Below are 24736 nucleotides of genomic sequence, written 5' to 3' on the forward strand. Positions count from 1 at the left end.
GCATGGCTGTTGGCGTTGGTTGATTCATGCCTTGGCCAAGGGCGGGAGCCGGGGTGTGCGCCCGGCGGCGCACCTACCTTCTTTTGCTTCGCCAAAAGAACGTAGGCCAAGAAAAGGCGACCCCGCTGCCCGTGTCCCCCAGCGCCCTGTCGGGCGCTGGGGGCAGCCTGCGATGCTCGATCCTGGGGTGTGCCGCAGAACTCGCTGCGTTCTTCGAACTCCGCTCAGACAGCTGCGGCAAGCTAGACAACGATGCGCGTGTCCTTCGGCACGCGCTCACCCCAGGCCCTGCGCTTCTCGGCACGGTCAGAAGGGGGTGGGAACGGGCTCCACTCGGGCCATTGCTTCGCTCGGCCCCAACTGCCTCGCTGCGCTTGGCCTGGGCTAAGACATAGTGCCCAGCCGTCGGCAGCGCGCAGCGCGTAACCGACCCAGGCGCAGCTGCGAAGCAGCAGCCGAGTGGTACCCGCTCCCCACCCCTGCTGGCTGCGCCGAGAAGCGCAGGAGCTGGGGTGGGCGTGTGTGCCGAAGGACACACACGCTTCGTCCTCCAGCTTGCCGCAGCTGTCTGAGCGGAGTTCGAAGAACGCAGCGAGTTCTGCGGCACCACCCCAGTTCCGAGCATCGCAGGTTGCCCGCAGCGAAGCGGAGGGACGCAGACTGGGGGTCGCCTTCTCTTTGGTGACTTTCTCTTGGCGACGCAAGAGAAAGTTACTGCGCCGCCGGGCGCACATCCCGGCTCCCGCCCTCAAACAAGGCATACAGCAACCACAGCCAAAGACTCAAGGCCGAAGCAAACCAGCAAACTCCAACGCCGCCCGACTCCTAGAAGCCCCCTTGCGCCACAAAATCCCCGCATGCCGCACCATCCCCGGCGAATGCAGATTGATGGCATGCAGGTCCGCCGCCTGCAAGGCAGCACGCTCCGGCGCAATGCTCGCCAGATCCCCCCACCGGCACACATCGAGCAAGCCCTCCACCGACTCCATCTCCACCCGCACCAAAGGCACCACCCCGACGGCCCGCAGGCTCTCATCGATCAGGCGCCGCGTGGTGAACGCCCGCGGCAGCATGGCCAGGGGCACGCCCGCCAGGTCCTTCAAGGCCAGCGTGCGCCGCCGCGCCAGGGGATGCGCCCGGTTCACCACCAGCTGCAGCCGCTCCTCGAACAGCGGCTCGGTCTCGATCTCCTCGCGCTCGGTGGGGTAGAACGCGATGCCCACGTCGAGCTGCCCTTCCACCAATTGCTCCTCGATAGGCCCGGCGCGCAGGTCGCGCACCACCACATTCACGCGCGGGTAGGCGCTGCTGAAGGCCGCCACGGCCGCCGGCACCAGGGTGTGCAAAAAGGTCGGGATCACGCCCACGGTGAGTGAGCCCGACTGCAGCGCCCCCATGTCGGCCAGGGCCATGCGGCCGGCCTCGATCTCCTGCAGTGCGCGCGCGGCGTAGGTGCGAAAAGCCACCCCCGCCTGCGACAGCTTGAGCCCCCGGCCCAGCCGGTCGAACAGCGCCACGCCCAGCTCCTGCTCCAGCTGGCGCAGGCCGTGCGACAGCGTGGACTGCGTGACGAACAGGTTCTGCGCCGACTGCGTCAGGTGCTCGGTGCGCGCGATGTCCAGGAAATAGCGGAGCTGGCGGATTTCCATGGGTTGACCTTTCTGAGTGGCGAGCGGCAATCGATCCATCGATGGTATCGAACAATGCATTGCAAATGAATCATTGGATTTGCTGGCGGGCAGAAACTAACCTTCGCCTTGACTCCCCACCCCTGACACCGACCGAAGGCCTGCCCCCATGACCAACCACCCCGGTGGTTTCACCATCGAGCGCATCGAAGCGCGCATCCTGGACATCCCCACCATCCGCCCGCACAAGCTCTCGTTCGGCGCCATCAGCCGCCAGAGCCCGGTCATCGTGCAGCTGTGGCTGGCCGATGGCGCCTGCGGTTTCGGCGAGGCGGCCACCATCGGCGGCCCCTCGTGGAACGAGGAATCGCCCGAGAGCATCCACCACGCCATCACCCAGTACCTGGCCCCGGCCCTGCGCGGCCAGGGCGCCGGTGGCTTCGAGGCGGCGCTGGCGCGCATGGACAAGGCCTGCAAGGGCAATGCCTTTGCCAAGAGCGCCGTGGAGATGGCCCTGATCGATGCCGTGAGCCGCACGCTGGGCCTGCCGGCCTGGCAGCTGCTGGGCGGCAAGGTGCACGCCAGCCTGCCCCTGGCCTGGACCCTGGCCAGCGGCAATGTGGAGCGCGACCTCGAGGAGGCCCAGCTGCGCCTGGAGCAGCGGCGCCACCACATCTTCAAGATGAAGATCGGCGCCAACGCCCCGGCCGACGACGTGGCCCACGTGACCCAGATCGCCCGGGGCCTGGCAGGCCGCGCCACGCTGACCGTGGACGTGAACCAGGCCTGGGACGGCAACACCGCGCGCCGCTACCTGCCGCAGCTGGTGGAGGCCGGCGTGACGCTGATCGAGCAGCCTGTGGCGCACTGGAACGTGGAGGCACTGAAGGGCCTGACCGCCGCGCTCGGCGAACGTGCCCTCATCATGGCCGACGAGACCGTGTGCACCCCGCAGGACGCGATGGCACTGGCGCGTGGAGAAGCCTGCCACGTGTTCTCGCTCAAGGTGGCCAAGCACGGCGGCCTGCTGCGCACGCGCAAGGTGGCGGCGATTGCCGAGGCGGCCGACATCGGCTGGTACGGTGGCACCATGCTGGAGACTTCGCTGGGCAGCGCCGCATCGGCCCACGTGTTCTCCACCCTGGGCCACCAGCACCATGGCTGCGAGCTGTTCGGCCCGCAACTGCTGGTGGACGACATCGTGGAAAAGCAGATGCCGATTGCCGACTTCGCACTGCAGCTGCCCGATGGCCCGGGCTTTGGCGTGGAAGTCTCGCTTGCGCAGCTCGACCGCTTCGACCGAGCACGCGAAGGCAAGGCCCCCATGCACATCGACCTGGGCCGCCAGGCAACCACCACCGTTTAAACAAGCAAGAAAGCAGGAGCCCCCACATGCTGTTCCTCGTCCGCATGGATGTGCACATTCCCCACGACTTGCCTGCCGAACAGGCCAACGAGATCAAGGCCCGCGAAAAGGCCTACTCCCAGGAGCTGCAGCGCGATGGCCGCTGGCCCCACATCTGGCGTGTGGTGGGCGAGTACGCCAACTACAGCGTCTTCGACGTGGCCTCCAACGACGAGCTGCACCAGCTGCTGCAGGGCCTGCCGCTGTTCCCGTTCATGAAGATCTCGGTGACGCCGCTGGCAAAGCACCCCTCGGCCATCTGACAGCAGGCCCCCAAAGACAAGAACCGGAGACGAAACGAATGAAGCGACAACATCTGCTGGCCCTGCTGGCCGCAACCACCGCGCTGGCCGTGCTGCCCACAGCGCATGCCCAGGCCCCGGGCGCCAATTGGCCGAACAAGCCCATCCGCTGGGTCGTGCCCTTCCCGCCCGGCGGCGCCATGGACGCGATCGCCCGCACCCTGGGCGAGAAGGCCGGCCAGGCGCTGGGCCAGCCCTTCGTGATCGAGAACAAGGCCGGTGCAGGCGGCAACATCGGCGCCGAGTTCGTGGCCAAGCAGCCGGCCGATGGCTACACGCTGATGATCACCTCCATCGGCATCGCCACCAACAAGCCGCTGTACGGCAAGCTGGCCTACGACCCCATCAAGGACTTCGCCCCGGTGAGCCTGCTGGCCGTGGTGCCCAACGTGCTGGTCACCAATGCCACCCAGCCCGACGTGAAGACCGCCGCCGACGTGATCGCCGCGGCACGCAAGGCGCCGGGCAAGCTCACCTACGGATCGGCCGGCAACGGCACCTCGATCCACCTGGCGGGCGAGGTGTTCAACTCGCTCGCGCAGATCGACATGCTGCACATCCCCTACAAGGGCAGCGGCCCGGCCGTGGCCGACCTGCTGGGCGGGCAGATCAACTACATGTTCGACAGCATCACCTCGGCGCGGCCGCACCTCCAGTCGGGCAAGCTGCGCGCGCTGGGCGTGACCACGGCCAGGCGCTCGGCCACCCTGCCCAACGTGCCCACGCTGGCCGAGGCCGGCCTGCCAGGCTACGAGGTCTCGCCCTGGTTCGCGGCGTTCATGCCGGCCGGCACGCCCGCGCCCATCGTCAGCAAGCTCAACGCCGCCCTGCGCGATGCGATGAAGCAGCCCGACGTGGTGGCCCGCTTCGAGACCATCGGCGCCGAGCCCGCGGGCTCCACGCCCGCTGAACTGGCCACCCACCTGGCGCGCGAGTCGGACCGCTGGGCGAAATTGATCGCCGAGCGCCACATCAAGCTCGACTGACCAAGCATTCCCCTTTTTCTTCCCACGAACCACCCCACAGAGGAGACAAGAACATGGCAGAACTCACCCAGGCCCAGTTGCTCGAACTGGTCAACACGAAGAAGATCGCCCCCGGCAACCCGCGCGTGCGCCAGCTCACCGAGCGCATCGTCACCGACCTGTTCAAGGCCATCGACGAGCTGGACGTGACCCCCGACGAGTTCTGGGCCGCCACCGCCTGGCTCACGCGCCTGGGCGCCGCCGGCCAGACCGGGCTGATCACGGCGGGCCTGGGCTTTGACCGCCTGCTCGACATCCGCGCCGATGAGGCCGACCAGAAGGCGGGCCGCGAAGGCGGTACACCGCGCGCCATCGAAGGCCCGCTGTTCGTGGCCGGTGCGCCCACCGCTAAGGTCGAGGTGCGCGTGGACGAGGGCGAACCCAAGGGCGAAATCTTCATCATGGAAGGCCAGGTGCTGGACCTCGACGGCCAACCCGTGCCGCACGCCATGGTCGATGTGTGGCATGCCAACGAGAAGGGTGGCTACTCGCATTTCTTCCCGGGCATGCAGCCCTACGAGCTGCGCCGGCGCATCGAAACCGATGCCAAGGGCTTCTACCGCTTTCGCAGCTTCTTGCCACCGGGCTATGCGATCCCGCCCGTGGGGCCGGTGCACGAGCTGTTTGCCTTGCTGGGCCGCCATGGCCAGCGGCCTGCGCATATCCACTTTTTGGTGGCGGCCCCCGGAATGCGCACGCTCACCACGCAGGTGAACATTCCGGGCGACAGCTACATCGATGATGACTTCGCCTTTGCCACACGCGACGGGCTGATCGTGGAGCTGGAGCGCAATGTGGCGCCCAAGGGCTATGAATCCCTGGGCATCACGGCACCGTTCACGCGCTCGGTGTTCAACTTCGTGCTGCCCAAGGCTGCCAGCGCGGACGAGGCCCTGCCACTGACGCGCATGGAGCGGGTGGCGACACCGGGCTGATCCACCACCCCGCCCGCGCCAGGCTGCCCTCGCGAGAGGGCGGCCTTTTCGCGTTGCGGCAGGCCATGGCCTGCCCTGCGCGCGCTGCAGGAGAAACCCCGTGGCGCAAGCCGGCACCATGGCGCACGATACTCGCACCATCCGCCCCGGCGCAGCCCGGCTGCAGGGCGCAATGCTGGAGACCCCCCTTTGGCCAACCCCCTCTCGCTGCTGCGCTTCAATGCCGACACCGGCCACATCTGGCTCGACGAGCAGCGCATGCTGCTGCTGCATGCCCGCGCGCTGGCGGCCCTGCGCAAGGAGCTGTTCGACTCCTTGGGCGTGGAACGCGCGCGCGGCCTGCTGATCCGCATGGGTTTTGCCTCGGGCCAGCGCGATGGCGAGCTGGCCGTCAAGCAGCGGCGCGCCGGCCTCAAGACGCACGACGCCTTCCTGCTCGGTCCGCAACTGCACTCCATCGAAGGCGTGGTCTCGGTGGAGATGGTGCAGTTGGACATCAACCTGGCCCAGGGCCATTTCTACGGCGAGTTCCTGTGGACCAACTCCTGGGAGGACGAGGTCAACATCAGCGACTTCGGCTTCGGCGACGACCCTGCCTGCTGGACGCAAATCGGCTACGCCTCGGGCTACACCAGCACCTTCATGGGCCAGCTCGTGGTCTACAAGGAGGTGGAATGCCGCAGCCAGGGCGATGCGCTGTGCCGCATCGTCGGCCAGGTGGCCGAGCGCTGGAACGAAGATGCCTATGTGGCCTACTTCCAGCCCCAACCCTTTGCCGCGCAGCTCATCGACTACCAGATCGGCCTGGACCAGTTGCGCAGCGTGCAGGCACGCCGGCGCTACGACAGCAAGCTGGTAGGCGTGTCGCCGGGTTTCCGCGAGGCCTTCGAGCTGCTCAGCCGCGCGGCCGACAATGCCATCACCGTGCTGCTGCTGGGCGAGACCGGTGTGGGCAAGGAGGTCTTTGCGCGCTGGCTGCACGAGAACGGGCCGCGCGCCAAGGGCCCGTTCATCGCCGTCAACTGCGCGGCCATACCGCACGAGCTGATCGAGGCCGAGCTCTTCGGCGTGGAAAAGGGCGCCTACACCGGCGCCCACCTGGCGCGGGCCGGGCGATTCGAGCGGGCGCACGGCGGCACCTTGTTCCTCGACGAGATCGGCGACCTGCCGCTGGCTGCGCAGGTCAAATTGCTGCGCGCCCTGCAGACCGGCGAGGTGGAGCGCCTGGGCGCCGAGAGCAGCACGCCCTTCGACGTGCGCATCGTTGCCGCCACCAACGTCAACCTGCAGCAGGCCATGCAGGCCGGGCGCTTCCGGGCTGACCTGTTCTACCGCCTGAACACCTTTCCCATCACCATCCCGCCGCTGCGCGAGCGCACGGCCGACATCCCAGCCCTGGTGGACCGCTTCGTGGAGCGCTATGGCGAGCTGTACCGCAAGAAGGTGCTGGGCCTGACCGACAAGGCCATGCGCGCCGTGCTGGGCCACCCCTGGCCCGGCAACATCCGCGAGCTGGAGAACGTGATGGAGCGCGCCGTGCTGCTGGCGCCCAACAAGGGCTTCATCGAAGCGTCGCACCTGTCGGGCGTGGCGCCCCCGGCCCAGGGCGGGCAGCTCGACGGGCGTGGCGCGGTGACGCGCGGCGCCCCCAGCGATGCCATCGACGGCATCTGCACCGAGGTGCTGGACCGCAACGTCGACCTGGCCCAGCTGGAGCAGCGGCTGCTGCAGACGGCACTGCAACGCGCAGGCGGCAACCTCTCGCAGGCCGCACGCCTGCTGGGCATCACGCGGCCGCAGCTGGCCTATCGCCTCAAGAAAGAAGGCGTGCCGGCAGCCTGATCCGCGCACGGGCCCTGGCGTTCCCAGGCCTGGCGCCCTCCCCTTCCCACCGGTTCCCCGCAGCCTGCGCTGCCTGCCGCGCAGGGACAGCCACGCCCGTGCGCCACTTCACCATTTGATCAAGCTGCACCGCAGCATTTGATGATTTGAAGCTTCAGGAAAACCCTGGCAATGGGGTGGCGGCATGGGGCCATCCCATGCAAATCAAGGGCTTGCACGCGCTGGCACAGCGATTGCCCTTCTTACACCGTCCGGGCCCTCGGCCCCTACTCGATTGGTGTAGTGAACAAATGAACCCCACCCACGGTGCCTCCCAGCCTGGATCGGCCAGCGCGCTGACCGGCATGCCCTGCTATGTGCGCGTGACCGGCACGCTGGAGCAGCGCTTCGTCGAATTCGAGTTCGCCATCGGTGACCCCGAGCTCGCGGTGGAGCTGGTGCTGCTGTTCCCCCAGTTCCACGCGTTCTGCGCCCAGCACCAGGCCATCCAGCTCGACGCCGAGGAAGGTGCGCGGCTGGACTACGAACGGCTGAAGTGGCGCTTCGGTGCGCCCGGCATCGACCACTGAGAGTTTCTTTCTTTCCGATTCCCCAACCCCACCACGACCAGGAGACAACACGATGCATGTCGACATCCAGACCACCAGTGTCAAGCCGATACGGCAGACCTTCTCATTCATTGCGCGCCGCCTGGGCGCGGACAAGCCGGCCTCGCGCTACCAGGAGGCGACCATCGACATGCAGCCCGAGGCCAACTTCCACTACCGCCCGCTGTGGGAGCCCGAGCGCGCGCTCTACGACAAGGCCCGCACGGCCATCGTGATGCAGGACTGGTATGCCTTCAAGGACCCGCGCCACTTCTACTACGGTGTATACGTGATGGCCCGCGCCAAGCAGCAGGACGCGACCGACCGGCAGTACGAGTTCGTGGAAAAGCGCCAGCTGCTCGGCCAGCTCGACGCATCCACGCGCCAACGCATCCAGGCGGTGCTGGTGCCGCTGCGCCATTACGAGTGGGGCGCCAACATGAACAACTGCACCGTCACCGCCTACGGCTGGGGCGCAGCCATCACCCAGGCCACCATGTTCGCCACCATGGACCGCCTGGGCAACGCCCAGTACCTCACGCGCGTCGGGCTGATGCTGGACGCCAACGGCGATGCCGCGCTGGCGCAAGCCAAAGAGGACTGGCTGCACGCACCCGCCTGGCAGGGCGTGCGCCGCCTGGTGGAAAACCTGTTCGTTACCAAGGACTGGTTCGAGGTGTTCGTAGCGCAGAACCTGGTGTTCGACGGCCTGCTGTACCCGCTGGTCTACCGCCACCTCGAAGCCGATCTCAACCCGGCCACGGGCAATGCCCTGTCCATGCTCACCGGTTTCATGAACGACTGGTACGACGAGACCACCCGCTGGGTGGACGCCACCGTGAAGACCGCCGCAGAGGAGTCACCCGCCAACGCGCAGCAGCTGAGCGCCTGGGCCGCCACCTGGCGTGGCGAGATCCTGCGCGCGCTGGCACCGCTGGCCACGGCCGCCCTGGGCACGGAAGCCGGCGCCGCTGCACTGGCGCAGGCCGATGCCGCCCTGGTCGCTCGCATGGCCAAGCTGGGCATCGCCGCCTGAAATCTCCCGACGAAAGACCTTCATGACCACCACCAACACCGCCCTGCAGGACCGCCCCAGCGTCTTCATCGCGCTGCAAGCCAACGACGAGACGCGCTTCATCATCGACGCCATCCTGGCCGACAACCCGCTGGCCACGGCCGCGGAGTTTCCGGCCATGGTGAAGATCGACGCCCCCGGCCAGATCGTCATCCACCGCGAATCGGTGCAGGACCGCATGGGCCGCGACTGGGACGTGCAGGAGCTGCACCTGAACCTGATCTCGCTGTCCGGAAACATCGACGAGACGGACGACGCCTTCCGCCTCACGCGCGGCAAAACCGCCTGACACGCCCCCATTCACTATCAGGAGACACCATGAGCCAGAACAACAGCAGCAACGCCGGCGCCCACCGCCTTGGCATCAAGGAAAAGTACGCGCTGATGACGCGCGGCCTGGGCTGGGACACCACCTACCAGTCCATGGACGACGTGTTCCCCTTCGACCAGTTCGAAGGCATCAAGATCCACGACTGGGACAAGTGGGAAGACCCGTTTCGCCTGACCATGGACGCGTACTGGAAGTTCCAGGGCGAAAAGGAGAAAAAGCTCTACGCCATCATCGACGCCTTCGCGCAGAACAACGGCCAGTTCAACATCACCGATGCGCGCTACGTCAACACCCTGAAGCTGTTCCTCACGGGCGTGTCGCCGCTGGAGTACGCGGCACACCGCGGCTACGCCATGGCAGGGCGTTCGCTGCGCGGCGTGGGCGCGCGCATCGCCGCGCAGATGCAGTCCATCGACGAGCTGCGCCATGCGCAGACGCAGGTGCACACCATCAGCCACTACAACAAGTACTTCAACGGGCTGCACGACTTCCACCACATGCACGACCGGCTGTGGTACCTGTCGGTGCCCAAGTCCTACTTCGACGATGCGATGACGGCCGGGCCCTTCGAGTTCATCACCGCGATCTCGTTCTCGTTCGAGTACGTGCTGACCAACCTGCTGTTCATGCCCTTCATGAGCGGCGCGGCCTACAACGGCGACATGGCCACCGTGACCTTCGGCTTCTCGGCCCAGTCGGACGAGTCGCGCCACATGACGCTGGGCCTGGAGGTGGTGAAGTTCATGCTGGAGCAGGACCCGGACAACCTGCCCATCATCCAGAAGTGGGTGGACAAGTGGTTCTGGCGCGGCTACCGCCTGCTGACCCTGGTGGGCATGATGATGGACTACATGCTGCCCAAGCGCGTGATGAGCTGGGCCGAGGCCTGGGAGATGTACTTCGAGAAGAACGGCGGCGCGTTGTTCGAGGACCTGGCGCGCTACGGCGTGAAGGTGCCCAAGTACGCCGATGTGGCCAAGCTGGAAAAGGAGCACATCACCCACCAGGCCTGGGGCATCTTCTACAACTACACGCAGGCCGCGGGCATCCACACCTGGATCCCCAACGACGAGGAGATGGACTGGCTGGCCGCCAAGTACCCGAACACCTTCAACCAGTACTACCGCCCGCGCCTGGTGCACCTGCGCGAGCAGGAGCAGGCCGGCAAGCGCTGGGTGAACAACAGCCTGCCCATGCTGTGCCAGATCTGCCAGATACCGATGGCGTTCACCGAGATGAGCGACCCGACGAAGATCGCGGCGCGCGAGTCCACCCACCACGGCATGAAGTACCACTTCTGCTCCGACGGCTGCAAGGACGTGTTCGACGGCGAGCCCGAGAAGTTCCGCCAGGCCTGGCTGCCCGTGCACCAGATCTACCAGGGCAACTGCTTTCGCGAAGGCACCGATCCCACGCAGCCGGGCTTCAACCCGCTGGCCGAGGTGCTGGCCTGGTACCACCTGGATACCAGCGCCGACACCGGCGAATACAACACCAGCCCCGACCGCGCCAACTGGGAGCGCTGGACCGGCCGCAGCCACCTGCCTGCTGAAGGCGCCGCGGCAACCCCGGCCAAGGCGGCCTGACCCGCGAACGAAAGGAGATACACATGCCCGTCATTGCACTGCAACCCGGCTACGAAGGCGAAGTGGCCGACGCCGAGGCGAAATTCCACGGCAATCGCCTGCTCTACATCGGCTGGGAAGACCACCTGCTGTTCTGTTCGCCCGTGTGCCTGCCACTGCCTGCGGCCATGCCCTTCGGCGCCCTGGTCAGCGAGGTGCTGCCCGGCGTCTACGGCAGCCACCCGGACTTTGCGCGCATCGACTGGAGCCAGGCGGAATGGCGCGACTCGGGCCAGCCGTTCACGCCCGACCCGGCGCGCTCACTGGCCGACAACGGCCTGGCGCACAAGTCCTTCATCCAGCTGCGCACGCCGGGCCTGGCCGGCATTGCGGGCTCGGGCTCGTGAGGTAGCGCCATGGGCTACCAGATCACGATCGAGCCGCTGGGCCAGACGGTGGAGATCGCCGAGGGCCAGACGGTGCTGGACGCCTGCCTGCGCGCAGGCGTCTGGATACCGCATGCCTGCTGCCACGGCCTGTGTGCCACCTGCAAGGTGCAGGTGCTGGACGGCGAGTTCGAGCACGGCGAGGCCTCGCCCTTCGCGTTGATGGATTTCGAGCGCGACGAGAACAAGGTGCTGGCCTGCTGCGCCACGCCGCAGTCCGACCTGGTGATCGAGGCCGAGGTGGACGAGGACCCCGACGCGCGCTACCTGCCGCTGCAGGACTTTCTGGGCCAGGTGGTGCGCACGGAGATGCTGACCCCCACCATCCTGGGCCTGTGGCTGCAGCCGGACCGGGCCATCGAATTCCAGGCCGGGCAGTACGTGATGCTGCAGGTGCCGGGGGTGCTGGGCGCACGCGCCTTCTCCATCGCCAGCGCCCCGGGCGATGCGTTGATCGAGCTGCACGTCCGCAAAGTGGAGGGCGGCCCCGCCACCACCTGGCTGCACGGGCAGGTGAAAGTGGGCGACCGGCTGGAGCTGTCCGGCCCCTTCGGCCGCTTCTTCGTGCGCAAGTCGGCCACGCGCCAGGCGATCTTCCTGGCGGGCGGCTCGGGGCTGTCGAGCCCCAAGTCCATGGTGCTGGACCTGCTGGCCGAGGGCGTGGACTACCCGATCACCTTGTTCCATGGCGCACGCACGCGGCAGGAGCTGTACTTTGCCGAGCTGTTCGAGGCCCTGGCCACAGCGCACGCCAACTTCCGCTACGTGCCCGTGCTGTCGGCCAACGACGACGCTGCATGGACCGGCGCCACCGGCTATGTGCACCAGGCGCTGCAGCAGCACCTGGGCAACGATTTCCGGGGCAGCAAGGCCTACCTGTGCGGGCCGCCACCCATGATCGAAGGCTGTATCGCCACGCTGATGCAGGGCCGCCTGTTCGAGCCCGACATCTACACCGAGAAGTTCTTCACCGCGGCCGACGCGGGCGCGCCCGCACGGCGCAGCCCGCTGTTCAAGAGCCTGTGAGCACCAACCTACCTTCACCCACCCACAAGGAGACAACCCCATGGCTGAATTCACCCCCTCCCAATTGCTCGAACAGGTCAACACCCGGCAGGTGGCGCCCGGCAACGCCCGCGTGCGCGCCATCACCGAGCGCATCGTCACCGACCTGTTCAAGACCATCGATGACCTGGACATCACCCCCGACGAGTTCTGGGCCGCCACGGGCTGGCTCAACCGCCTGGGCGCTGCCGGCCAGGCGGGCCTGATCACGGCCGGCCTGGGCTTCGACCGGCTGATCGACATCCGCGCCGATGAGGCCGATGAGCGCGCGGGCCGCGCTGGCGGCACTCCGCGTGCCATCGAAGGCCCGCTGTTCGTGGCCGGTGCGCCGACCTCCAAGGTCGAGGTGCGCGTGGACGAGGGCGAACCCAAGGGCGAAATCTTCATCATGGAAGGCCAGGTGCTGGACCTCGATGGCCAACCTGTGCCGCATGCCATGGTCGATGTGTGGCACGCCAATGAGAAAGGCGGCTATTCGCACTTCATGCCCGGCATGCAGCCCTACGAACTGCGCCGCCGCATCGAGACCGATGCCAAGGGCTTCTACCGCTTTCGCAGCTTCTTGCCGCCGGGCTACGCGATCCCGCCCGTGGGGCCGGTGCACGAGCTGTTTACCTTGCTGGGCCGCCATGGCCAGCGGCCTGCGCACATCCACTTTTTGGTCGCCGCACCGGGCATGCGCACGCTGACCACACAGGTCAATATTCCGGGCGACAGCTACATCGACGACGACTTTGCCTTTGCCACGCGCGACGGGCTGATTGTTTCGCTGGAGCGCAATGTGGCGCCCAAGGGCTACGAATCCCTGGGCATCGCGGCACCGTTCACGCGCTCGGTGTTCAACTTCGTGCTGCCCAAGGCTGCCAGCGCGGACGAGGCCCTGCCACTGACGCGCATGGAGCGGGTGGCCACGCCGGGCTGACGGTGTGCTGCGGGGCTACACGCCCCGTGGCAAACCCAGCGCCGCCATCTCCGCCGACACGCCCTCCCACGCCACATCGAACGCCGGCGCACTGCGCTCGGGCGGCACGGCGTTGGCGCGCAGGGCCCAGTGGGCGCCGGCCACCACGCTGTCGATCACGGGCACGCCCACCTGCGACTGCACGGCGGCGGCCATGCCGGCCAGGCCGGCGCCGCCCAGGATGACGGACTGCACGCCCATCTGGCGCACCACGTCGCGGCAGGCCTGGGCCAGCAGGGCGCGGGCGGCCACGGGGTCGGCCGCGAGCTGGGCGCCCGTGGGCGCCACGGTGTGGATGCCGGCCAGCGCATGGGCGTGGCCCAGGGCCTGGGCCAGACGCTGCAGCATGGGGCCCCAGCGCTCGCCGCCCGTGACGATGGCATAGCGGCCGTGGCGCGCGGCCTCGATGAAGGAGGCCTCGGCCAGGCCGGTGACGGGCACGGGGCTGCTTTCGCGCAGCGCCATCAGGCCTGGGTCGCCGAAGCAGCCGATGAGCACAGCGCTGGGCGCCGAGGGCTCTGTGGACACATCCAGGGCCCATGCGTCGAGCGCGGCATGCGCGGCCACGGCGTAACTCGCCTCGCAGGCGATGTAGGGCGCGCCAAAGCGCGCCGTGGCCGTGCGGACGGCCACGTGCGAGCCCGCAGCGGCCTGCACGTGCTGCTGCAGCAGTGCGCTGACCTTGGGAGAAGTGTTCGGATTGATGACCAGAAGATGGCGCATGGCTTCAGGCCCCCAGCAGCGTGGCCAGGTCGGGCACCTCGCTCGCAGGCGGGGTGAACTCCAGCTGTGTTTCGATGCGTGCCAGGTGGTCGAGCATGCGGCGCGCGGCCTCCTTCGCGTCGCGCAGGCGGATGGCGTCGATCAGCGCGCGGTGTTCGCGACAGCCACAGGCCGTCGCCTCCTCGCGCTCGCGCGCATGGCTGGGGCTGTAGGTCATGAGGATCAGCGAGGTGCGCGATACCAGCTCGCGCAGGATGCGCCCCAGGGTCTGGTGGCCTGCGGCCTGCGCGATGTGCAGGTGGAAGTCGCCCGACAGGCGGATCGCGCGGCGCATGTCGCCGCCGGCACGGGCAGACTCCTCCTCGTCCACGCAGGCGCGCAGCGCGGCGATGTGCGCGTCGGTGGCGTTGGCGATGAACAGCTCCACCAGGCGCGGCTCGATCAGGCGGCGCGCCTCGAACACCTCGAGCGCTTCTTCGGGTGTGGGTTGGGCGATGGAAGCACCGCGGTTGGGCGTGAGCGTGACCACCTGCTCGTTGGCCAGGCGCACCAGCACCGGGCGCACGCGCGTACGCGATACGCCGAAGGCCGCCGCCAGCTTGTCCTCTACCAGCTTGGTGCCCGGCGGCAGGCGGTGGTCGAGGATGGCCGAGACCATGCGCTCGTACATGTCGTTGTCGCTGAGCAGGCCGGCGGCGGCACCCTCTGCTGGCGGTTCGGCAGCTGCCGTGCGCGCACGGCGCCGGGGCGTGGGGGCGGCGGTCATGGAGTCGTCGGCACGGATGCGCATGCAGGCAGCAGTCTCATGGCAGGGCGCTCAACTGGCCCGCCCACCCTTGCGCTGGCCCAGGGCCCAGACCAGGGCCAGGGTGATGCCCATGACCCCGAACGAGACCACCGTGGTCAGCGTGCCCAGCGCATAGATCGACGGCGTGGTCACGGTGCTGGTCAGGCCCTGCAGCTCCAGCGGCAGGGTGTTCACGTCGCCGATGGCCTGCGAGGTGCGGGCGATCTCGTCCCAGCTCAGGGTGAAGCCGAACATCCCGATGCCCACGACCGAGGGCGCGATCAGCGGCAGCACCACATGGGCAAAGCCCTGCCAGGGTGTGGCGCCCAGGTCGCGCGCGGCTTCTTCGTAGGAAGGGTTGAAGCGGTTGAACACCGCGAACATGATGAGCAGGCCGAACGGCAAGGTCCAGGTCAGGTGCGCGCCCAGGGCCGAGGTGAACAGGCCCAGCGAGGTGCCGTAGCCCTCCAGCGTGCTCTCCATGCCCAGCCATTCGAGGGCCGCCTTGAGGCCCGTGTCGACCAGACGGAACTCCAGGCCAATGCCCAGCGAGACGATGATGGACGGCATGATGAGGCTGGCCACGACGATGAAGAACAGCGTGTTGCCGCCCGCCAGCCGCTTGCGGAAGGCCAGGCCGGCCAGCACCGACAGCACCACCGTGCACAGCATCACCGCCAGGCCCAGGCCGAGCGATCGCCACAGCGCCGCGCCGATGTCCACCACGCCCAGCCCTTCGGCCAGCTTGTAGAACCAGTGCAGCGACACCCCCCGCATGGGGAAGGTCAGCCCGCCCTCGGGGCCCTGGAAGCTCAGGATGAAGATGACGAACATGGGCCCGTACATGAACAGCACGAACAGGCTGAACACGATGGCCAGCAGCCAGAAGCTGGCCGGGCGGGATTCGCGGATGCGGGCTTTCATGCGGGTGTCCTGTGCAGGTTGTCGGCGGCGTGGGGGGTCATCACAGCTCCTTGCGGATGTCGACGAGCCTGGTCAGGCCCCAGATGATCATCAGCACCACCGCGAGCAGGATCACGGCATTGGCCGCTGCCAGCGGGAACTGCAGGTACGAGGTCTGCACCTGGATGATCTTGCCGATGGAGGCGATCTGCTGCCCGCCCATCACGCCGATGGTCACGAAGTCGCCCATGACGATGGTGATCACGAAGATCGACCCGATGATGATGCCGGTGCGCGACAGCGGGATAATCACGTTCCACAGCGTCTGCCAGCCGCTGGCGCCGCTGTCGCTGGCGGCCTCGATGAGGCTGCGGTCGATGCGCATCATGCTGTTGAAGATGGGCACGATCATGAACATGGTGTACAGGTGCACGAAGGCCAGCACCACCGAGAAGTCCGAGAACAGCAGCCACTCCACCGGCTGATCGGCCATCCCCATGCCCACCAGGCTCTGGTTCACCAGGCCGTTGCGCCCCAAAAGCGGCACCCACGAGATCATGCGGATCACGTTCGAGGTCCAGAAGGGGATGGTGCACAGCACGAACAGCAGCGTCTGCATGCCCGAGGAGCGCACGTGGAAGGCCAGGAAATAGGCCACGGTGAAGCCGATCACCAGCGTGATCAGCCACACGAGAAAACTGAACTTGAGCGTCGAGTAATACGTCTTGAGCGTGACGCACAGCCCCTCCGACGCATCGCCGCAGCCTGCAAAAATGGAGATGTAGTTCTTGAACGTGAAGCCGGGCAGCAGCTCGTACTCGTTGAAATCCCAGAAGCTGACCATCACGATCAGCGCCAGCGGCACCAGGAAGAACAGCGCGAACACCAGCGTGAACGGCGCGGCCTGCCACCAGGCGGCAATGCCGCGCCCGGGAATGGCGCTGGCCGGCAGGGTCGGCGTGGTCGTAGTGCTCATGGTGTTCGATACTCAGATATACGTTGCGCTACGCGCCAGCCTTTGAAACTGGCGCTGCAAAAAAGCCAGTGCCCCCGTGCAAGGGCCGCCCCGCTGCACCGGGGGCGTCCCCCTCCCGACCCGCGCAGCGGGTCGAGAGAGGGGTGAAGGCGCAAAGCGCCTCAGGGGGTGCACTCCTTACGCCGCGACGAACTCGTTCCACTTCTGGACCATGTAGTTGTTCTCGTCCATCAGTGCGTTCCAGCAGGCGATGCCGCCCATGCGCGACTCGTAGCTGCCGCCGTCGCGCACCGCGCCGGACTTGGCCAGCACGTCGCCATTGGGGCTCTTGATGTCCTGCGTGGCGGGCTTGCCTTCCATCCAGTAGGCCCACTCGTAGGCTTCCATCTTGGACTTGGCAGTCTCCAGCACGGCGCTGTAGTAGCCCTGGCGGTTCAGGTAGGCGCCGGCCCAGCCGTCCAGGAACCAGTTGATGAACTCGTAGGCGCCGTCGAGTTTCTTGCCCGACAGGGTGGCCGGCAGGCCGAAGCCGGCGGCCCAGGCGCGGTAGCCTTCCTTGAGGGGCTGGAAGTTGCAGGCGATGCCCTTGGTGCGCACGGCGGTCACGGCCGGGCTCCACATCGACTGGATCACCACTTCGCCCGATGCCATCAGGTTCACCGACTCGTTGAAGTCCTTCCACAGCGCGCGGAACTGGCCCTGCTTCTTGGCCTCGATCAGGGTCTTGATCGTGAGATCGATCTCCTTCTTGGTCATGTTGCCCTTGTCGGGGTACTTGTAGATGCCCATGGCCTCGACCACCATGGCGGCGTCCATGATGCCGATGGAGGGGATGTTCAGGATCGCGGTCTTGCCCTTGAACTCGGGGTTGAGCAGCTCGGCCCAGGAGTTGATGGGGCGCTTGATCAGGTCGGGGCGGATGCCCAGCGTGTCGGCGTTGTACACGGTGGGGATCAGCGACATGAACTGCGTGGGCGCGGTTGCGAACTTCTTGGACTTCTCGCCCTCCAGGTAGATCACCTTCTTGGGCGCCGTGCCCTGGTCGCCCACGGCCTTGCCGGCCACCATGCCGTTGGTGAACAGCGTGGTGATCTTGTCGGCGTTCTTGATGCGCTTGGTGTCGATGCCCTTCAGGTTGCCCGTGGGCACGATCTTCTTGAGCGAGAAGTACTCCGTGTCGATCAGATCGAAACTGTTGGGCGCGGTCACGGCGCGCTTGGTCACGTCGTCGGTGGTCACGGCCACGTACTGGATCTCGATGCCGGTGTCGGCCTTGAACTTCTCGGCAATGGCCTTGTCCTGGTTCACGGCCGTGCCCAGGTAGCGCAGCACGATCTTTTCCTGCGAGTGCACGGCCGGGAACACGCCGGCGGCCAGGATGCCCGCCGTGCCCTTGAGCAGCGAGCGGCGCTGCACGCCGGTGGCTTCGGAGGCAACGGCAGCAGGGGAATCAGCACGAGAGTCGTCGGACATGGGAAAGCTCCTTGGTTTGCGAAGTGGAGGGGTTGGAAACGAACAAACGGACGAAAAGACAGACAGACAGCGGACAACGAAAAAAGCGATGCTCAGGCCGGCACGGCCTGCGCACTGGCCGTGGCCATGGGCGCAGACACGGGCGCCGCAGGCGGGTACAGGGGGTGGGCCTGCTCAGGCGTCCAGTGCAGTTGCACGCCCTGCCCCACCTGGTAGGGCTGGGCGGCAAAGGCGGCTTCGGAGACCATCACCGAATAGGCGGCCGTGGCATTGGCAGACAGGGCCACGCCCTGCTTTTGCAGGCCCAGCAGCACATAGGTGCCCTGGTACTCCACGTCGGTCACCACGGCCTGCATGTGCTGGGCACCCCAGGGCAGCGGCGCGCCCTGCGGCAGCACCTGCAGGTGGTCGGTGCGCACGCCGACCTTGCCTTCGGTCGTGTCGATCACGTTGTGGCCGCCCATGAAGCGCGCCACGAATTCGCTGGCGGGACGGTTGTAGACCTCGTGCGGCGAGCCCACCTGCTCGATCACGCCGTGGTTCATCACCACCATGGTGTCGGCCAGGGCCATGGCCTCCTCCTGCGAGTGGGTCACGTGGATGAAGGTCAGGCCCAGCTCCTTTTGCCAGCGGCGCAGCTCGGCGCGCATCTGGATGCGCAGGAACGGATCGAGCGCCGAAAGGGGTTCGTCGAGCAGCAGCACGCGCGGCTGGGTGATCAGGGCGCGCGCCAGCGCCACGCGCTGCTGCTGCCCGCCCGACAGCTCGGCCGGCTTGCGCTCGGCCAGGTGGCCCATGGCCACGCGCTCGAGCAGGTCGCGCGCCTTGGCCTGGCGCTCGGCCTTGGCCACGCCCTTCATCTTGAGGCTGAAGGCCACGTTGTCCAGCGCCGAAAGGTGCGGGAACAGCGCAAAGCTCTGGAACATCATGGCCGTGCCGCGCGCGGCGGCGGGCAGGTCGGTGATGTTGCGGTTCTCCAGCAATATGTCGCCGCTGGTCACCGACTCGTGCCCGGCAATCATGCGCAAGGTGGTGCTCTTGCCGCAGCCCGAAGGCCCCAGCAGGCAGCAGTAGCTGCCGCTGGCGATGCGCAGGTCGATGGCGTCCACGGCGGGCTTGCCGCTGGCGTAGCGCTTGGTGAGCGCCACGATCTCGATGGCGGCCGGGGGCTGGGCAGGCGTGGTGTCGTGCATGCCACAGGTCTACGCAAACCGCGTGCCAGCTTTTGCACACAATGCTCGCATCAGTTTGTATACAAAATGCACCGATAGCGTGCACAGCCGCTTCCACGGCGGGATTGCACGGCACCAAAAGCGCCCATTTCACCCGTCGCGCGGCCGCCACATACGCCCTTCGGCACCAACTGTGCCCACTGGACAAGTGCCATGCCAACCAGTCGCTGGCTATACTGGCCAGTCACGGAAACATTTCTTTACGAGGCGCCCACCGTCCCACAGCAGCACTGCAGGATGACGAATCTCGACCCTCGCTCCATGATCGCCCTGGCGGGATTCATGTCCGCCCTGATGGCCATCGTGCTCGCCTGCATGCGGCGCTACTACCCACCCCACATCCGGGGCCTCGGGGCGTGGGCGGCGGCGCCCGTGCTGTGGCTGGCGTCCACCGCCCTCTTCAGCTCGCGCAACCTGGTGCCCGACTGGCTGGGACTGGTGGGTGCCAATACGCTGCTGGTGCTGGGCACCATGACCTACTACATGGGCACACGCGCCTTCCTGGGGCACCGCCACACCTGGCGCATCTGGGGCGGCGTGCTGTTGCTCTGCCTGGGCATCTTCACCTGGCTGTCCTACGGCTGGCCCAACTACGAGGCCCGGCTGACCTTCTTCACGCTGGTGATGGCCAGCATCTATGCCGCGCAGCTGCGCTTTTTGCTGCGCTATGGAGGCAGCAACTTCCCGGTGCGGTTGGTGGAGGTGGTGCTGGTGCTGCACCTGGCAACCCTGCTGATGCGCCTGGGGTCCATCCTGGCGGGGCATACGGGCGCCAGCCTCATGGAGCCGTCGGTCTACCAGAACCTGTACATCGGTGCCTATGCCCTCACGGTCCTCATGCTGTCCATCGGCGCGCTGCTGATGGCCACCGACCGGTTGCGCACCGAGCTCGAGCACCTGGCCACGCACGACTCGCTGACCCCGGCGCTGAACCGGCGTGCCTTGCTGCAGCGGTGCGAGGAAGAGCTCGAACGCGCGCGCCGCTATGGCGGCGGCCCCTCGCTGATGATGCTGGACCTGGACCACTTCAAGGCCGTGAACGACAGCTGCGGCCACCAGCATGGCGACGCGGTGCTGGTGCACTTCGTGGAGCGCACCCTGGCCGTGCTGCGCACGCCCGACCGCATGGGCCGCTATGGCGGCGAAGAGTTCATGGTGGTGCTGCCCGGCACCGATGCCGTCGCAGCGCTCAACGTGGCCCGCCGCATCCACGCCACGCTGGCCGTAGGCCACCCGCTCGATTGCCGGGTGAGCATCGGCCTGACGCAATGGGGCGGCCCCGGCGACACGCTGGACGCCATGCTCACGCGCGCCGACCAGGCCCTGTACCAGGCCAAGGAACAGGGTCGCAACCAGACCGTGGTCGGATAGCGCCTCAGGCCCGGGCCACCAGCCGCGCGGCCAGCGCCAGCACGGGCGCGTCGACCATGCGCCCATCGAGCCGGAACACCGCGCCGCCCTGCGCGGGCGCTGCCTCCAGTACCCGCCGTGCCCAGGCCAGCTCCGCCGGCTGGGGCGCAAAGGCGGCCTGCACCGGCGCCACCTGGGCGGGGTGGATGCACAGCTTGCCGCCAAAGCCCATGCGCCGGCTGCGTGCCGTGTCCTCGGCCAGGCGTGCCAGGTCGTCCGTGGCCGTGGTCACGCCATCCACCGGCGCGGCCAGCCCCGCGCGGCGAGAGGCACGCACCAGCGCCAGGCGCACCGGCAGCAGCTCGGTCTCATCCGCAGCACACTCCATGCCCAGGTCCACCTGGAAGTCGAGGTGCCCGAAGGCCAGGCGCACCACCTGCGGTGCCTGCGCCAGCGCATCCAGGGCATCGAGCCCGGCATTCGATTCGACCAGCGGCACCAGCAGGCCTTGCGGGCCCAGCGCGCGGGCCACTGCGGCCAGTACCGGTGCCGATTCGGCCTTGGCCAGCATGGCGCCGGCCAGGCCCTGGGCCACGCAGGCCGCCACGGCAGCGAGGTCGTCGGCATGCCAGGGCGTGCCTGCAGCATTGGTGCGCACCAGCAGGCGCGCGCGCTGCGCTGGCTCCAGCGCCCTCACGGCAGCCAGCAAGGCCGTGCGCGCAGTGGCCTTTTCATCGGGCGCCACCGCGTCCTCCAGGTCCACGATCACCGCGCCCGCGCCGCTGGCCAGGGCATTGGCGATGCGCTCGGGCCGGGTGGCGGGAACGAAAAGGAAAGTGGTCGCGCGGGCGATGGCACCGTGGGCAGAAGACACGGCCATCAGATAGCCTCGCTGGCGCGCAGCACCGCCAGTTGCTCGTCGCCGCGCCCCAGCGCGCGCAGGATGGCCTCGGTGTGCTCACCCACGGCGGGTATCGGGTCCATGCGGTAGTCAAAGCTGCTGTGCGCGCCGGGCGGCAGCAGCGCATCCAGGGGCCCTTGCGGCGACTCCACCTGCTGCACGCGGCCGCGTGCCTGCAGCTGCGGATGGGCCCAGACTTCGGCCATGGTGTTCATGCGTGCGTTGGCGATGCGTGCCGCCTCCAGCCGCTCGATGACCTGCGCGGCCGTGAGCGTGCCGAACACGGCGAGGATCAGGGCCCGGAGCTCGGCCCGGTGTTCGTTGCGCCGGGCATTGCTGTCAAAGCGCGGGTCGCTGGCAAGCTCTGGCTGCAGCAGCACGTGCTCGCAGAACAGCTTCCACTCGCGCTCGTTCTGCAGGCCCAGCATCACCGTGCCGCCGTCGCCAGTGAGGAAGGGGCCATAGGGGTAGATGGTGGCGTGCGCGGCCGCGTTGCGCGGCGGCGGCGTGGCGCCGCCGTAGGCGTAGTACATCGGAAAGCCCATCCACTCGGCCAGCGATTCGAGCATGGAGACGTCGATGCGCGAGCCCTGCCCCGTCTTCTCGCGCTGCATCAGCGCAGCCAGCACGCTGGTGTAGGCATACATGCCGGCCGCGATGTCGGCGATGGAGTTGCCCGACTTGCAGGGCTCCTCGGGCGTGCCGGTCACCGAGAGGTAGCCCGCCTCGCTCTGGATCAGCAGGTCGTAGGCCTTCTTGTCGCGGTAGGGACCGTCGCTGCCGTAGCCCGAGATGTCGCAGACGACGAGGCGCGGGTTGTGCTTGCTCAGCGCCTCCCACGACAGGCCCATGCGCGCGGTGGCACCGGGCGCGAGGTTCTGCACCAGCACGTCGGCCGTTTCCAGCAGCTCCCACAGCACGGCCAGCGCCTCGGGCTGCTTGAGGTCGAGCGTGAGGCTTTCCTTGGAGCGGTTGACCCAGACGAAGTGCGAGGCCAGGCCCTCTGCCCTGGTGTCGTAGTCGCGCGCAAAGTCGCCGCCGCCGGGGCGCTCGACCTTGATCACGCGCGCCCCCAGGTCGGCCAGCTGGCGGGTGCAGAACGGGGCGGCGATCGCATGCTCGAGCGACACCACGGTGATGTGGTCCAGGGGTCGGGTCATCGGCTGGCTCCTGTGCTCAGTCGACTGTCGCGCCGGAGGTCTTGACCACCTTCGCCCACTTGGCCAGGTCCTCCTGCAGCAGCGCGGCGAACTGGTCGGGCGTGGTCTTGGGCGCGATCTCCACGCCCTGCAGCTCCAGCTTGTCGCGCAGGTCCTTGGCGGCCAGCGCACCGGCCATGCCATCCTGCAGTCTGGCCTGGATGTCGGCAGACAAGCCTGCGGGCGCGAACAGCCCGATCCACAGCGTGCCGTTGTAGCCGGCCACCGTCTCGGCGATGGTGGGCACCTCGGGCAGCACGGGCGAGCGTGTGGCGCCGCTCACGGCCAGGGCGCGCAGCTTGCCGGCCTTGATGTGCGCCAGGGCCGAGGGCATGCTCGCGAACACCATCGGCAACTGGCCGCCCAGCACGTCGTTGATGGCCGGGGCCACGCCCTTGTAGGGCACGTGCTGCAGCTGGATGCCGGCCATGCTGTTGAGCATTTCACCGAGCAGGTGGTTGAGCGTGCCGTTGCCGGCCGATGCGTACTGGTAGTGGCCCGGCTTGGCCTTGGCCAGGGCCAGCAGTTCCGCCATGTTGCGCGCCGGGAATGAGGGGTTGACCAACAGGACGTTGGGCACGGCACCGATCAGGCCCACGGGCTTGAAGTCCTTGACCGGGTCGAAGCCCGGGTTCTTGAAGAGAGCGGGATTGATGGCCTGGCTGCTGCTGATGGTCATGAGCAGGGTGTAGCCGTCCTTGGGTGCCTTGGCCACGAACTGCGTGCCGATGTTGCCGCCCGCGCCGGGCCGGTTCTCCACCACGGTGGCGCCGCCCAGCACCTCGCCGAGCTTCTGGCCCACCAGGCGGCCCACGATGTCGTTGGTGCCGCCGGCGGCCTGGGGCACGACCATCACGATGGGGCGGCTGGGGTAGCTGGCCTGCGCCGCTGCCCACAGGGGTGTTGCCAGCAGGGCAGCGAGGGCGGTGCGGCGCGCGATGGCGCGGGGCGAGGCGAATTTCATGCGGTTTGTCTCCTTGGCGTGTTCTCGGATGAGGACGGATGTTCGCCGCACTGCCGCCCCTGCACAATCACGCATTTCAGAACCGAGCCTTCGCCAGAACCGAAAGCTCGGCGGGCCACGCAGTACCATGGCGCCCATGCAATTCGACCTGACCGACCTGCGTCTGTTCGTGCTCACGGCCGAACAGGGCGCCCTCTCCCGCGCCGCTGCCGCGCGCCACCTGTCGCTGGCGGCGGCCAGTGCGCGCATCAAGGCGCTGGAGCAGCAGGCGGGCATGCCGCTCCTGTACCGCGAGGCGCGCGGCATGCGCACCACGCCTGCGGGCGAGGCCTTCCTGCACCATGCGCGTGGCGTGCTGCGCCAGACCGAGCAGTTGCGCGCCGACCTGCAGGAGTACAGCGGCGGCCTGCGCGGCCATGTGCGCGTGTTCGCCAACACCACGGCGGTGACGGACTTCATGCCCGAGATCCTGCCAGCCTTCCTCGCGGCCAATCCGCGCGTGAACGTGGAGCTTCAGGAAAAACCGAACGCAGAGATACCGCGCGGCGTGCTCGACGGGCGCGCCGACATCGGCATCGTCGCGGGCCAGGTCGACACGCTGGGCCTCACGGCCATCCACTTCAGCACCGACCGCCTGGCCCTGGTGGTGCCGCGCGGCCACCGTTTTGCGCGGCGCCGGCGCATGGCCTTTTCCGAAACGCTGGACGAGCCCATGGTGGGCATGCACCCGGCCAGCACGCTGCAGACCTTTCTGGCGCAGGTGACCGAGCAGCTCGGCCAGCCGCAGAAACTGCGCGTGCAGCTGTCGAGCTTCGACGCCATGTGCCGCATGATCGGTGCCGGCGTGGGCATCGGCATCGTGCCCGAGAGCGCGGCGCGCCGCTACCTGGCGCCCATGGGCCTGGTGCTGATCGACCTGGAAGACGCCTGGAGCGTGCGCGAGCGCTACATCCTGGTGCGCGAGGAGGCGCGCATGCCGGCGTATGCGCAGTCGCTGATCGACCTGCTGTGCGCACACCACCAGGCGCCGGCCGAACAAGCCGCACGCCGCAGGCGCTGAG

Annotated in this window: 24 protein-coding genes; 14 read left to right on the plus strand and 10 right to left on the minus strand. The window is 67.8% G+C overall.

The genetic code is table 11. The annotated features are described in order from the left end of the window. Positions 1-782 precede the first annotated feature (782 nt). Positions 783-1649, minus strand: coding sequence for a transcriptional regulator CynR (cynR, locus tag AC07PF_RS14700; protein WP_007861972.1), 867 nt, complete (start codon positions 1647-1649; stop codon positions 783-785). 148 nt (positions 1650-1797) lie between these two features. On the opposite strand from cynR, the gene AC07PF_RS14705 reads away from it, so the two are divergent. The 12 genes from AC07PF_RS14705 to AC07PF_RS14760 all read left to right on the plus strand — a co-directional run bounded on the left by AC07PF_RS14705 (position 1798) and on the right by AC07PF_RS14760 (position 13128). Then, on the plus strand, positions 1798-2994 hold the full coding sequence (locus AC07PF_RS14705) for a muconate cycloisomerase family protein (protein ID WP_494612371.1): 1197 nt from the start codon (positions 1798-1800) through the stop codon (positions 2992-2994). A gap of 26 nt (positions 2995-3020) precedes the next feature. Further along, a complete protein-coding gene (gene catC, locus AC07PF_RS14710) occupies positions 3021-3296 on the plus strand; it encodes a muconolactone Delta-isomerase (RefSeq protein ID WP_007861970.1) in 276 nt (91 codons plus the stop codon). A 38-nt stretch (positions 3297-3334) separates the two neighbouring features. Continuing rightward, positions 3335-4321 (plus strand): tripartite tricarboxylate transporter substrate binding protein, encoded by a 987-nt coding sequence (locus AC07PF_RS14715; RefSeq protein ID WP_494612372.1) that lies wholly within the window; start codon positions 3335-3337, stop codon positions 4319-4321. A 53-nt stretch (positions 4322-4374) separates the two neighbouring features. After that, positions 4375-5295, plus strand: a complete 921-nt coding sequence (locus AC07PF_RS14720; RefSeq protein ID WP_494612373.1) for a dioxygenase family protein — start codon at positions 4375-4377, stop codon at positions 5293-5295. 189 nt (positions 5296-5484) lie between these two features. Next, positions 5485-7137 carry a sigma 54-interacting transcriptional regulator gene (locus AC07PF_RS14725; RefSeq protein ID WP_494612374.1) on the plus strand — a complete coding sequence of 551 codons (1653 nt, stop codon included), beginning with the start codon at positions 5485-5487 and terminating at the stop codon, positions 7135-7137. 290 nt (positions 7138-7427) lie between these two features. Next, positions 7428-7706, plus strand: a complete 279-nt coding sequence (locus AC07PF_RS14730) for a phenol hydroxylase subunit (RefSeq protein WP_007856811.1) — start codon at positions 7428-7430, stop codon at positions 7704-7706. A gap of 52 nt (positions 7707-7758) precedes the next feature. After that, positions 7759-8760, plus strand: a complete 1002-nt coding sequence (locus AC07PF_RS14735; RefSeq protein ID WP_494612375.1) for an aromatic/alkene monooxygenase hydroxylase subunit beta — start codon at positions 7759-7761, stop codon at positions 8758-8760. A 22-nt stretch (positions 8761-8782) separates the two neighbouring features. After that, a complete protein-coding gene (locus tag AC07PF_RS14740; protein ID WP_494612376.1) occupies positions 8783-9088 on the plus strand; it encodes an MmoB/DmpM family protein in 306 nt (101 codons plus the stop codon). 29 nt (positions 9089-9117) lie between these two features. Beyond that, positions 9118-10716 (plus strand): aromatic/alkene/methane monooxygenase hydroxylase/oxygenase subunit alpha, encoded by a 1599-nt coding sequence (locus AC07PF_RS14745; protein ID WP_494612377.1) that lies wholly within the window; start codon positions 9118-9120, stop codon positions 10714-10716. 23 nt (positions 10717-10739) lie between these two features. Further along, positions 10740-11102 (plus strand): phenol hydroxylase subunit P4, encoded by a 363-nt coding sequence (locus AC07PF_RS14750; RefSeq protein ID WP_494612378.1) that lies wholly within the window; start codon positions 10740-10742, stop codon positions 11100-11102. A 9-nt stretch (positions 11103-11111) separates the two neighbouring features. After that, positions 11112-12167: an NADH:ubiquinone reductase (Na(+)-transporting) subunit F gene (locus tag AC07PF_RS14755; protein WP_494612379.1), complete on the plus strand. Its 1056-nt coding sequence runs from the start codon at positions 11112-11114 to the stop codon at positions 12165-12167. Positions 12168-12207: 40 nt separating this feature from the next. After that, positions 12208-13128, plus strand: a complete 921-nt coding sequence (locus AC07PF_RS14760) for a dioxygenase family protein (protein WP_494612380.1) — start codon at positions 12208-12210, stop codon at positions 13126-13128. Between the two features lie 15 nt (positions 13129-13143). Here the strand turns inward: AC07PF_RS14760 and AC07PF_RS14765 are convergent, their stop codons facing one another. From AC07PF_RS14765 to AC07PF_RS14790, 6 genes are all read right to left on the minus strand, one after another. Next, positions 13144-13890 carry an aspartate/glutamate racemase family protein gene (locus tag AC07PF_RS14765; RefSeq protein ID WP_494612381.1) on the minus strand — a complete coding sequence of 249 codons (747 nt, stop codon included), beginning with the start codon at positions 13888-13890 and terminating at the stop codon, positions 13144-13146. 4 nt (positions 13891-13894) lie between these two features. Then, entirely contained in the window at positions 13895-14680 is a 786-nt protein-coding gene (locus tag AC07PF_RS14770) for a GntR family transcriptional regulator (RefSeq protein WP_494612382.1), read from the minus strand. A 27-nt stretch (positions 14681-14707) separates the two neighbouring features. Next, positions 14708-15601 carry an ABC transporter permease gene (locus AC07PF_RS14775; RefSeq protein ID WP_494612383.1) on the minus strand — a complete coding sequence of 298 codons (894 nt, stop codon included), beginning with the start codon at positions 15599-15601 and terminating at the stop codon, positions 14708-14710. A gap of 40 nt (positions 15602-15641) precedes the next feature. Further along, entirely contained in the window at positions 15642-16556 is a 915-nt protein-coding gene (locus AC07PF_RS14780; protein ID WP_494612384.1) for an ABC transporter permease, read from the minus strand. Between the two features lie 177 nt (positions 16557-16733). After that, on the minus strand, positions 16734-18029 hold the full coding sequence (locus AC07PF_RS14785; RefSeq protein ID WP_007851427.1) for an ABC transporter substrate-binding protein: 1296 nt from the start codon (positions 18027-18029) through the stop codon (positions 16734-16736). 92 nt (positions 18030-18121) lie between these two features. Beyond that, positions 18122-19222: an ABC transporter ATP-binding protein gene (locus AC07PF_RS14790; protein WP_494612385.1), complete on the minus strand. Its 1101-nt coding sequence runs from the start codon at positions 19220-19222 to the stop codon at positions 18122-18124. Between the two features lie 276 nt (positions 19223-19498). Between AC07PF_RS14790 and AC07PF_RS14795 the strand changes: the two genes are divergently transcribed. Further along, entirely contained in the window at positions 19499-20632 is a 1134-nt protein-coding gene (locus tag AC07PF_RS14795) for a GGDEF domain-containing protein (protein WP_238541807.1), read from the plus strand. A 4-nt stretch (positions 20633-20636) separates the two neighbouring features. On the opposite strand, the gene AC07PF_RS14800 is transcribed toward AC07PF_RS14795, so the two are convergent. From AC07PF_RS14800 to AC07PF_RS14810, 3 genes are read right to left on the minus strand one after another with little or no spacing between them, the layout of a single operon-like run. Beyond that, positions 20637-21491, minus strand: a complete 855-nt coding sequence (locus AC07PF_RS14800; RefSeq protein ID WP_007851424.1) for an HpcH/HpaI aldolase/citrate lyase family protein — start codon at positions 21489-21491, stop codon at positions 20637-20639. Continuing rightward, positions 21491-22672, minus strand: coding sequence for a CaiB/BaiF CoA transferase family protein (locus AC07PF_RS14805; RefSeq protein WP_007851423.1), 1182 nt, complete (start codon positions 22670-22672; stop codon positions 21491-21493). Before AC07PF_RS14805 ends, AC07PF_RS14800 begins: the two co-directional genes overlap by 1 nt. 16 nt (positions 22673-22688) lie before the next feature. Next, positions 22689-23675, minus strand: a complete 987-nt coding sequence (locus AC07PF_RS14810) for a tripartite tricarboxylate transporter substrate binding protein (RefSeq protein ID WP_494612386.1) — start codon at positions 23673-23675, stop codon at positions 22689-22691. 136 nt (positions 23676-23811) lie between these two features. On the opposite strand from AC07PF_RS14810, the gene AC07PF_RS14815 reads away from it, so the two are divergent. Continuing rightward, on the plus strand, positions 23812-24735 hold the full coding sequence (locus AC07PF_RS14815) for a LysR family transcriptional regulator (protein ID WP_035202624.1): 924 nt from the start codon (positions 23812-23814) through the stop codon (positions 24733-24735). The last annotated feature ends 1 nt before the right edge of the window (position 24736 follow it).

This window comes from Acidovorax sp. GW821-FHT10A04 (genome assembly GCF_059415825.1).

What these genes read in the sequence shown, in the direction of transcription:
- AC07PF_RS14790 (WP_494612385.1), bottom strand. Translation starts at nt 19,222, where the DNA reads ATGCACGACACCACGCCTGCCCAGCCCCCGGCCGCCATCGAGATCGTG.
- AC07PF_RS14720 (WP_494612373.1), top strand. Translation starts at nt 4,375, where the DNA reads ATGGCAGAACTCACCCAGGCCCAGTTGCTCGAACTGGTCAACACGAAG.
- AC07PF_RS14815 (WP_035202624.1), top strand. Translation starts at nt 23,812, where the DNA reads ATGCAATTCGACCTGACCGACCTGCGTCTGTTCGTGCTCACGGCCGAA.
- AC07PF_RS14785 (WP_007851427.1), bottom strand. Translation starts at nt 18,029, where the DNA reads ATGTCCGACGACTCTCGTGCTGATTCCCCTGCTGCCGTTGCCTCCGAA.
- AC07PF_RS14705 (WP_494612371.1), top strand. Translation starts at nt 1,798, where the DNA reads ATGACCAACCACCCCGGTGGTTTCACCATCGAGCGCATCGAAGCGCGC.
- AC07PF_RS14730 (WP_007856811.1), top strand. Translation starts at nt 7,428, where the DNA reads ATGAACCCCACCCACGGTGCCTCCCAGCCTGGATCGGCCAGCGCGCTG.
- AC07PF_RS14715 (WP_494612372.1), top strand. Translation starts at nt 3,335, where the DNA reads ATGAAGCGACAACATCTGCTGGCCCTGCTGGCCGCAACCACCGCGCTG.
- AC07PF_RS14770 (WP_494612382.1), bottom strand. Translation starts at nt 14,680, where the DNA reads ATGCGCATCCGTGCCGACGACTCCATGACCGCCGCCCCCACGCCCCGG.
- cynR (WP_007861972.1), bottom strand. Translation starts at nt 1,649, where the DNA reads ATGGAAATCCGCCAGCTCCGCTATTTCCTGGACATCGCGCGCACCGAG.
- AC07PF_RS14780 (WP_494612384.1), bottom strand. Translation starts at nt 16,556, where the DNA reads ATGAGCACTACGACCACGCCGACCCTGCCGGCCAGCGCCATTCCCGGG.
- AC07PF_RS14805 (WP_007851423.1), bottom strand. Translation starts at nt 22,672, where the DNA reads ATGACCCGACCCCTGGACCACATCACCGTGGTGTCGCTCGAGCATGCG.
- AC07PF_RS14765 (WP_494612381.1), bottom strand. Translation starts at nt 13,890, where the DNA reads ATGCGCCATCTTCTGGTCATCAATCCGAACACTTCTCCCAAGGTCAGC.
- AC07PF_RS14800 (WP_007851424.1), bottom strand. Translation starts at nt 21,491, where the DNA reads ATGGCCGTGTCTTCTGCCCACGGTGCCATCGCCCGCGCGACCACTTTC.
- AC07PF_RS14755 (WP_494612379.1), top strand. Translation starts at nt 11,112, where the DNA reads ATGGGCTACCAGATCACGATCGAGCCGCTGGGCCAGACGGTGGAGATC.
- AC07PF_RS14745 (WP_494612377.1), top strand. Translation starts at nt 9,118, where the DNA reads ATGAGCCAGAACAACAGCAGCAACGCCGGCGCCCACCGCCTTGGCATC.
- AC07PF_RS14810 (WP_494612386.1), bottom strand. Translation starts at nt 23,675, where the DNA reads ATGAAATTCGCCTCGCCCCGCGCCATCGCGCGCCGCACCGCCCTCGCT.
- AC07PF_RS14795 (WP_238541807.1), top strand. Translation starts at nt 19,499, where the DNA reads ATGACGAATCTCGACCCTCGCTCCATGATCGCCCTGGCGGGATTCATG.
- catC (WP_007861970.1), top strand. Translation starts at nt 3,021, where the DNA reads ATGCTGTTCCTCGTCCGCATGGATGTGCACATTCCCCACGACTTGCCT.
- AC07PF_RS14735 (WP_494612375.1), top strand. Translation starts at nt 7,759, where the DNA reads ATGCATGTCGACATCCAGACCACCAGTGTCAAGCCGATACGGCAGACC.
- AC07PF_RS14740 (WP_494612376.1), top strand. Translation starts at nt 8,783, where the DNA reads ATGACCACCACCAACACCGCCCTGCAGGACCGCCCCAGCGTCTTCATC.
- AC07PF_RS14775 (WP_494612383.1), bottom strand. Translation starts at nt 15,601, where the DNA reads ATGAAAGCCCGCATCCGCGAATCCCGCCCGGCCAGCTTCTGGCTGCTG.
- AC07PF_RS14760 (WP_494612380.1), top strand. Translation starts at nt 12,208, where the DNA reads ATGGCTGAATTCACCCCCTCCCAATTGCTCGAACAGGTCAACACCCGG.
- AC07PF_RS14750 (WP_494612378.1), top strand. Translation starts at nt 10,740, where the DNA reads ATGCCCGTCATTGCACTGCAACCCGGCTACGAAGGCGAAGTGGCCGAC.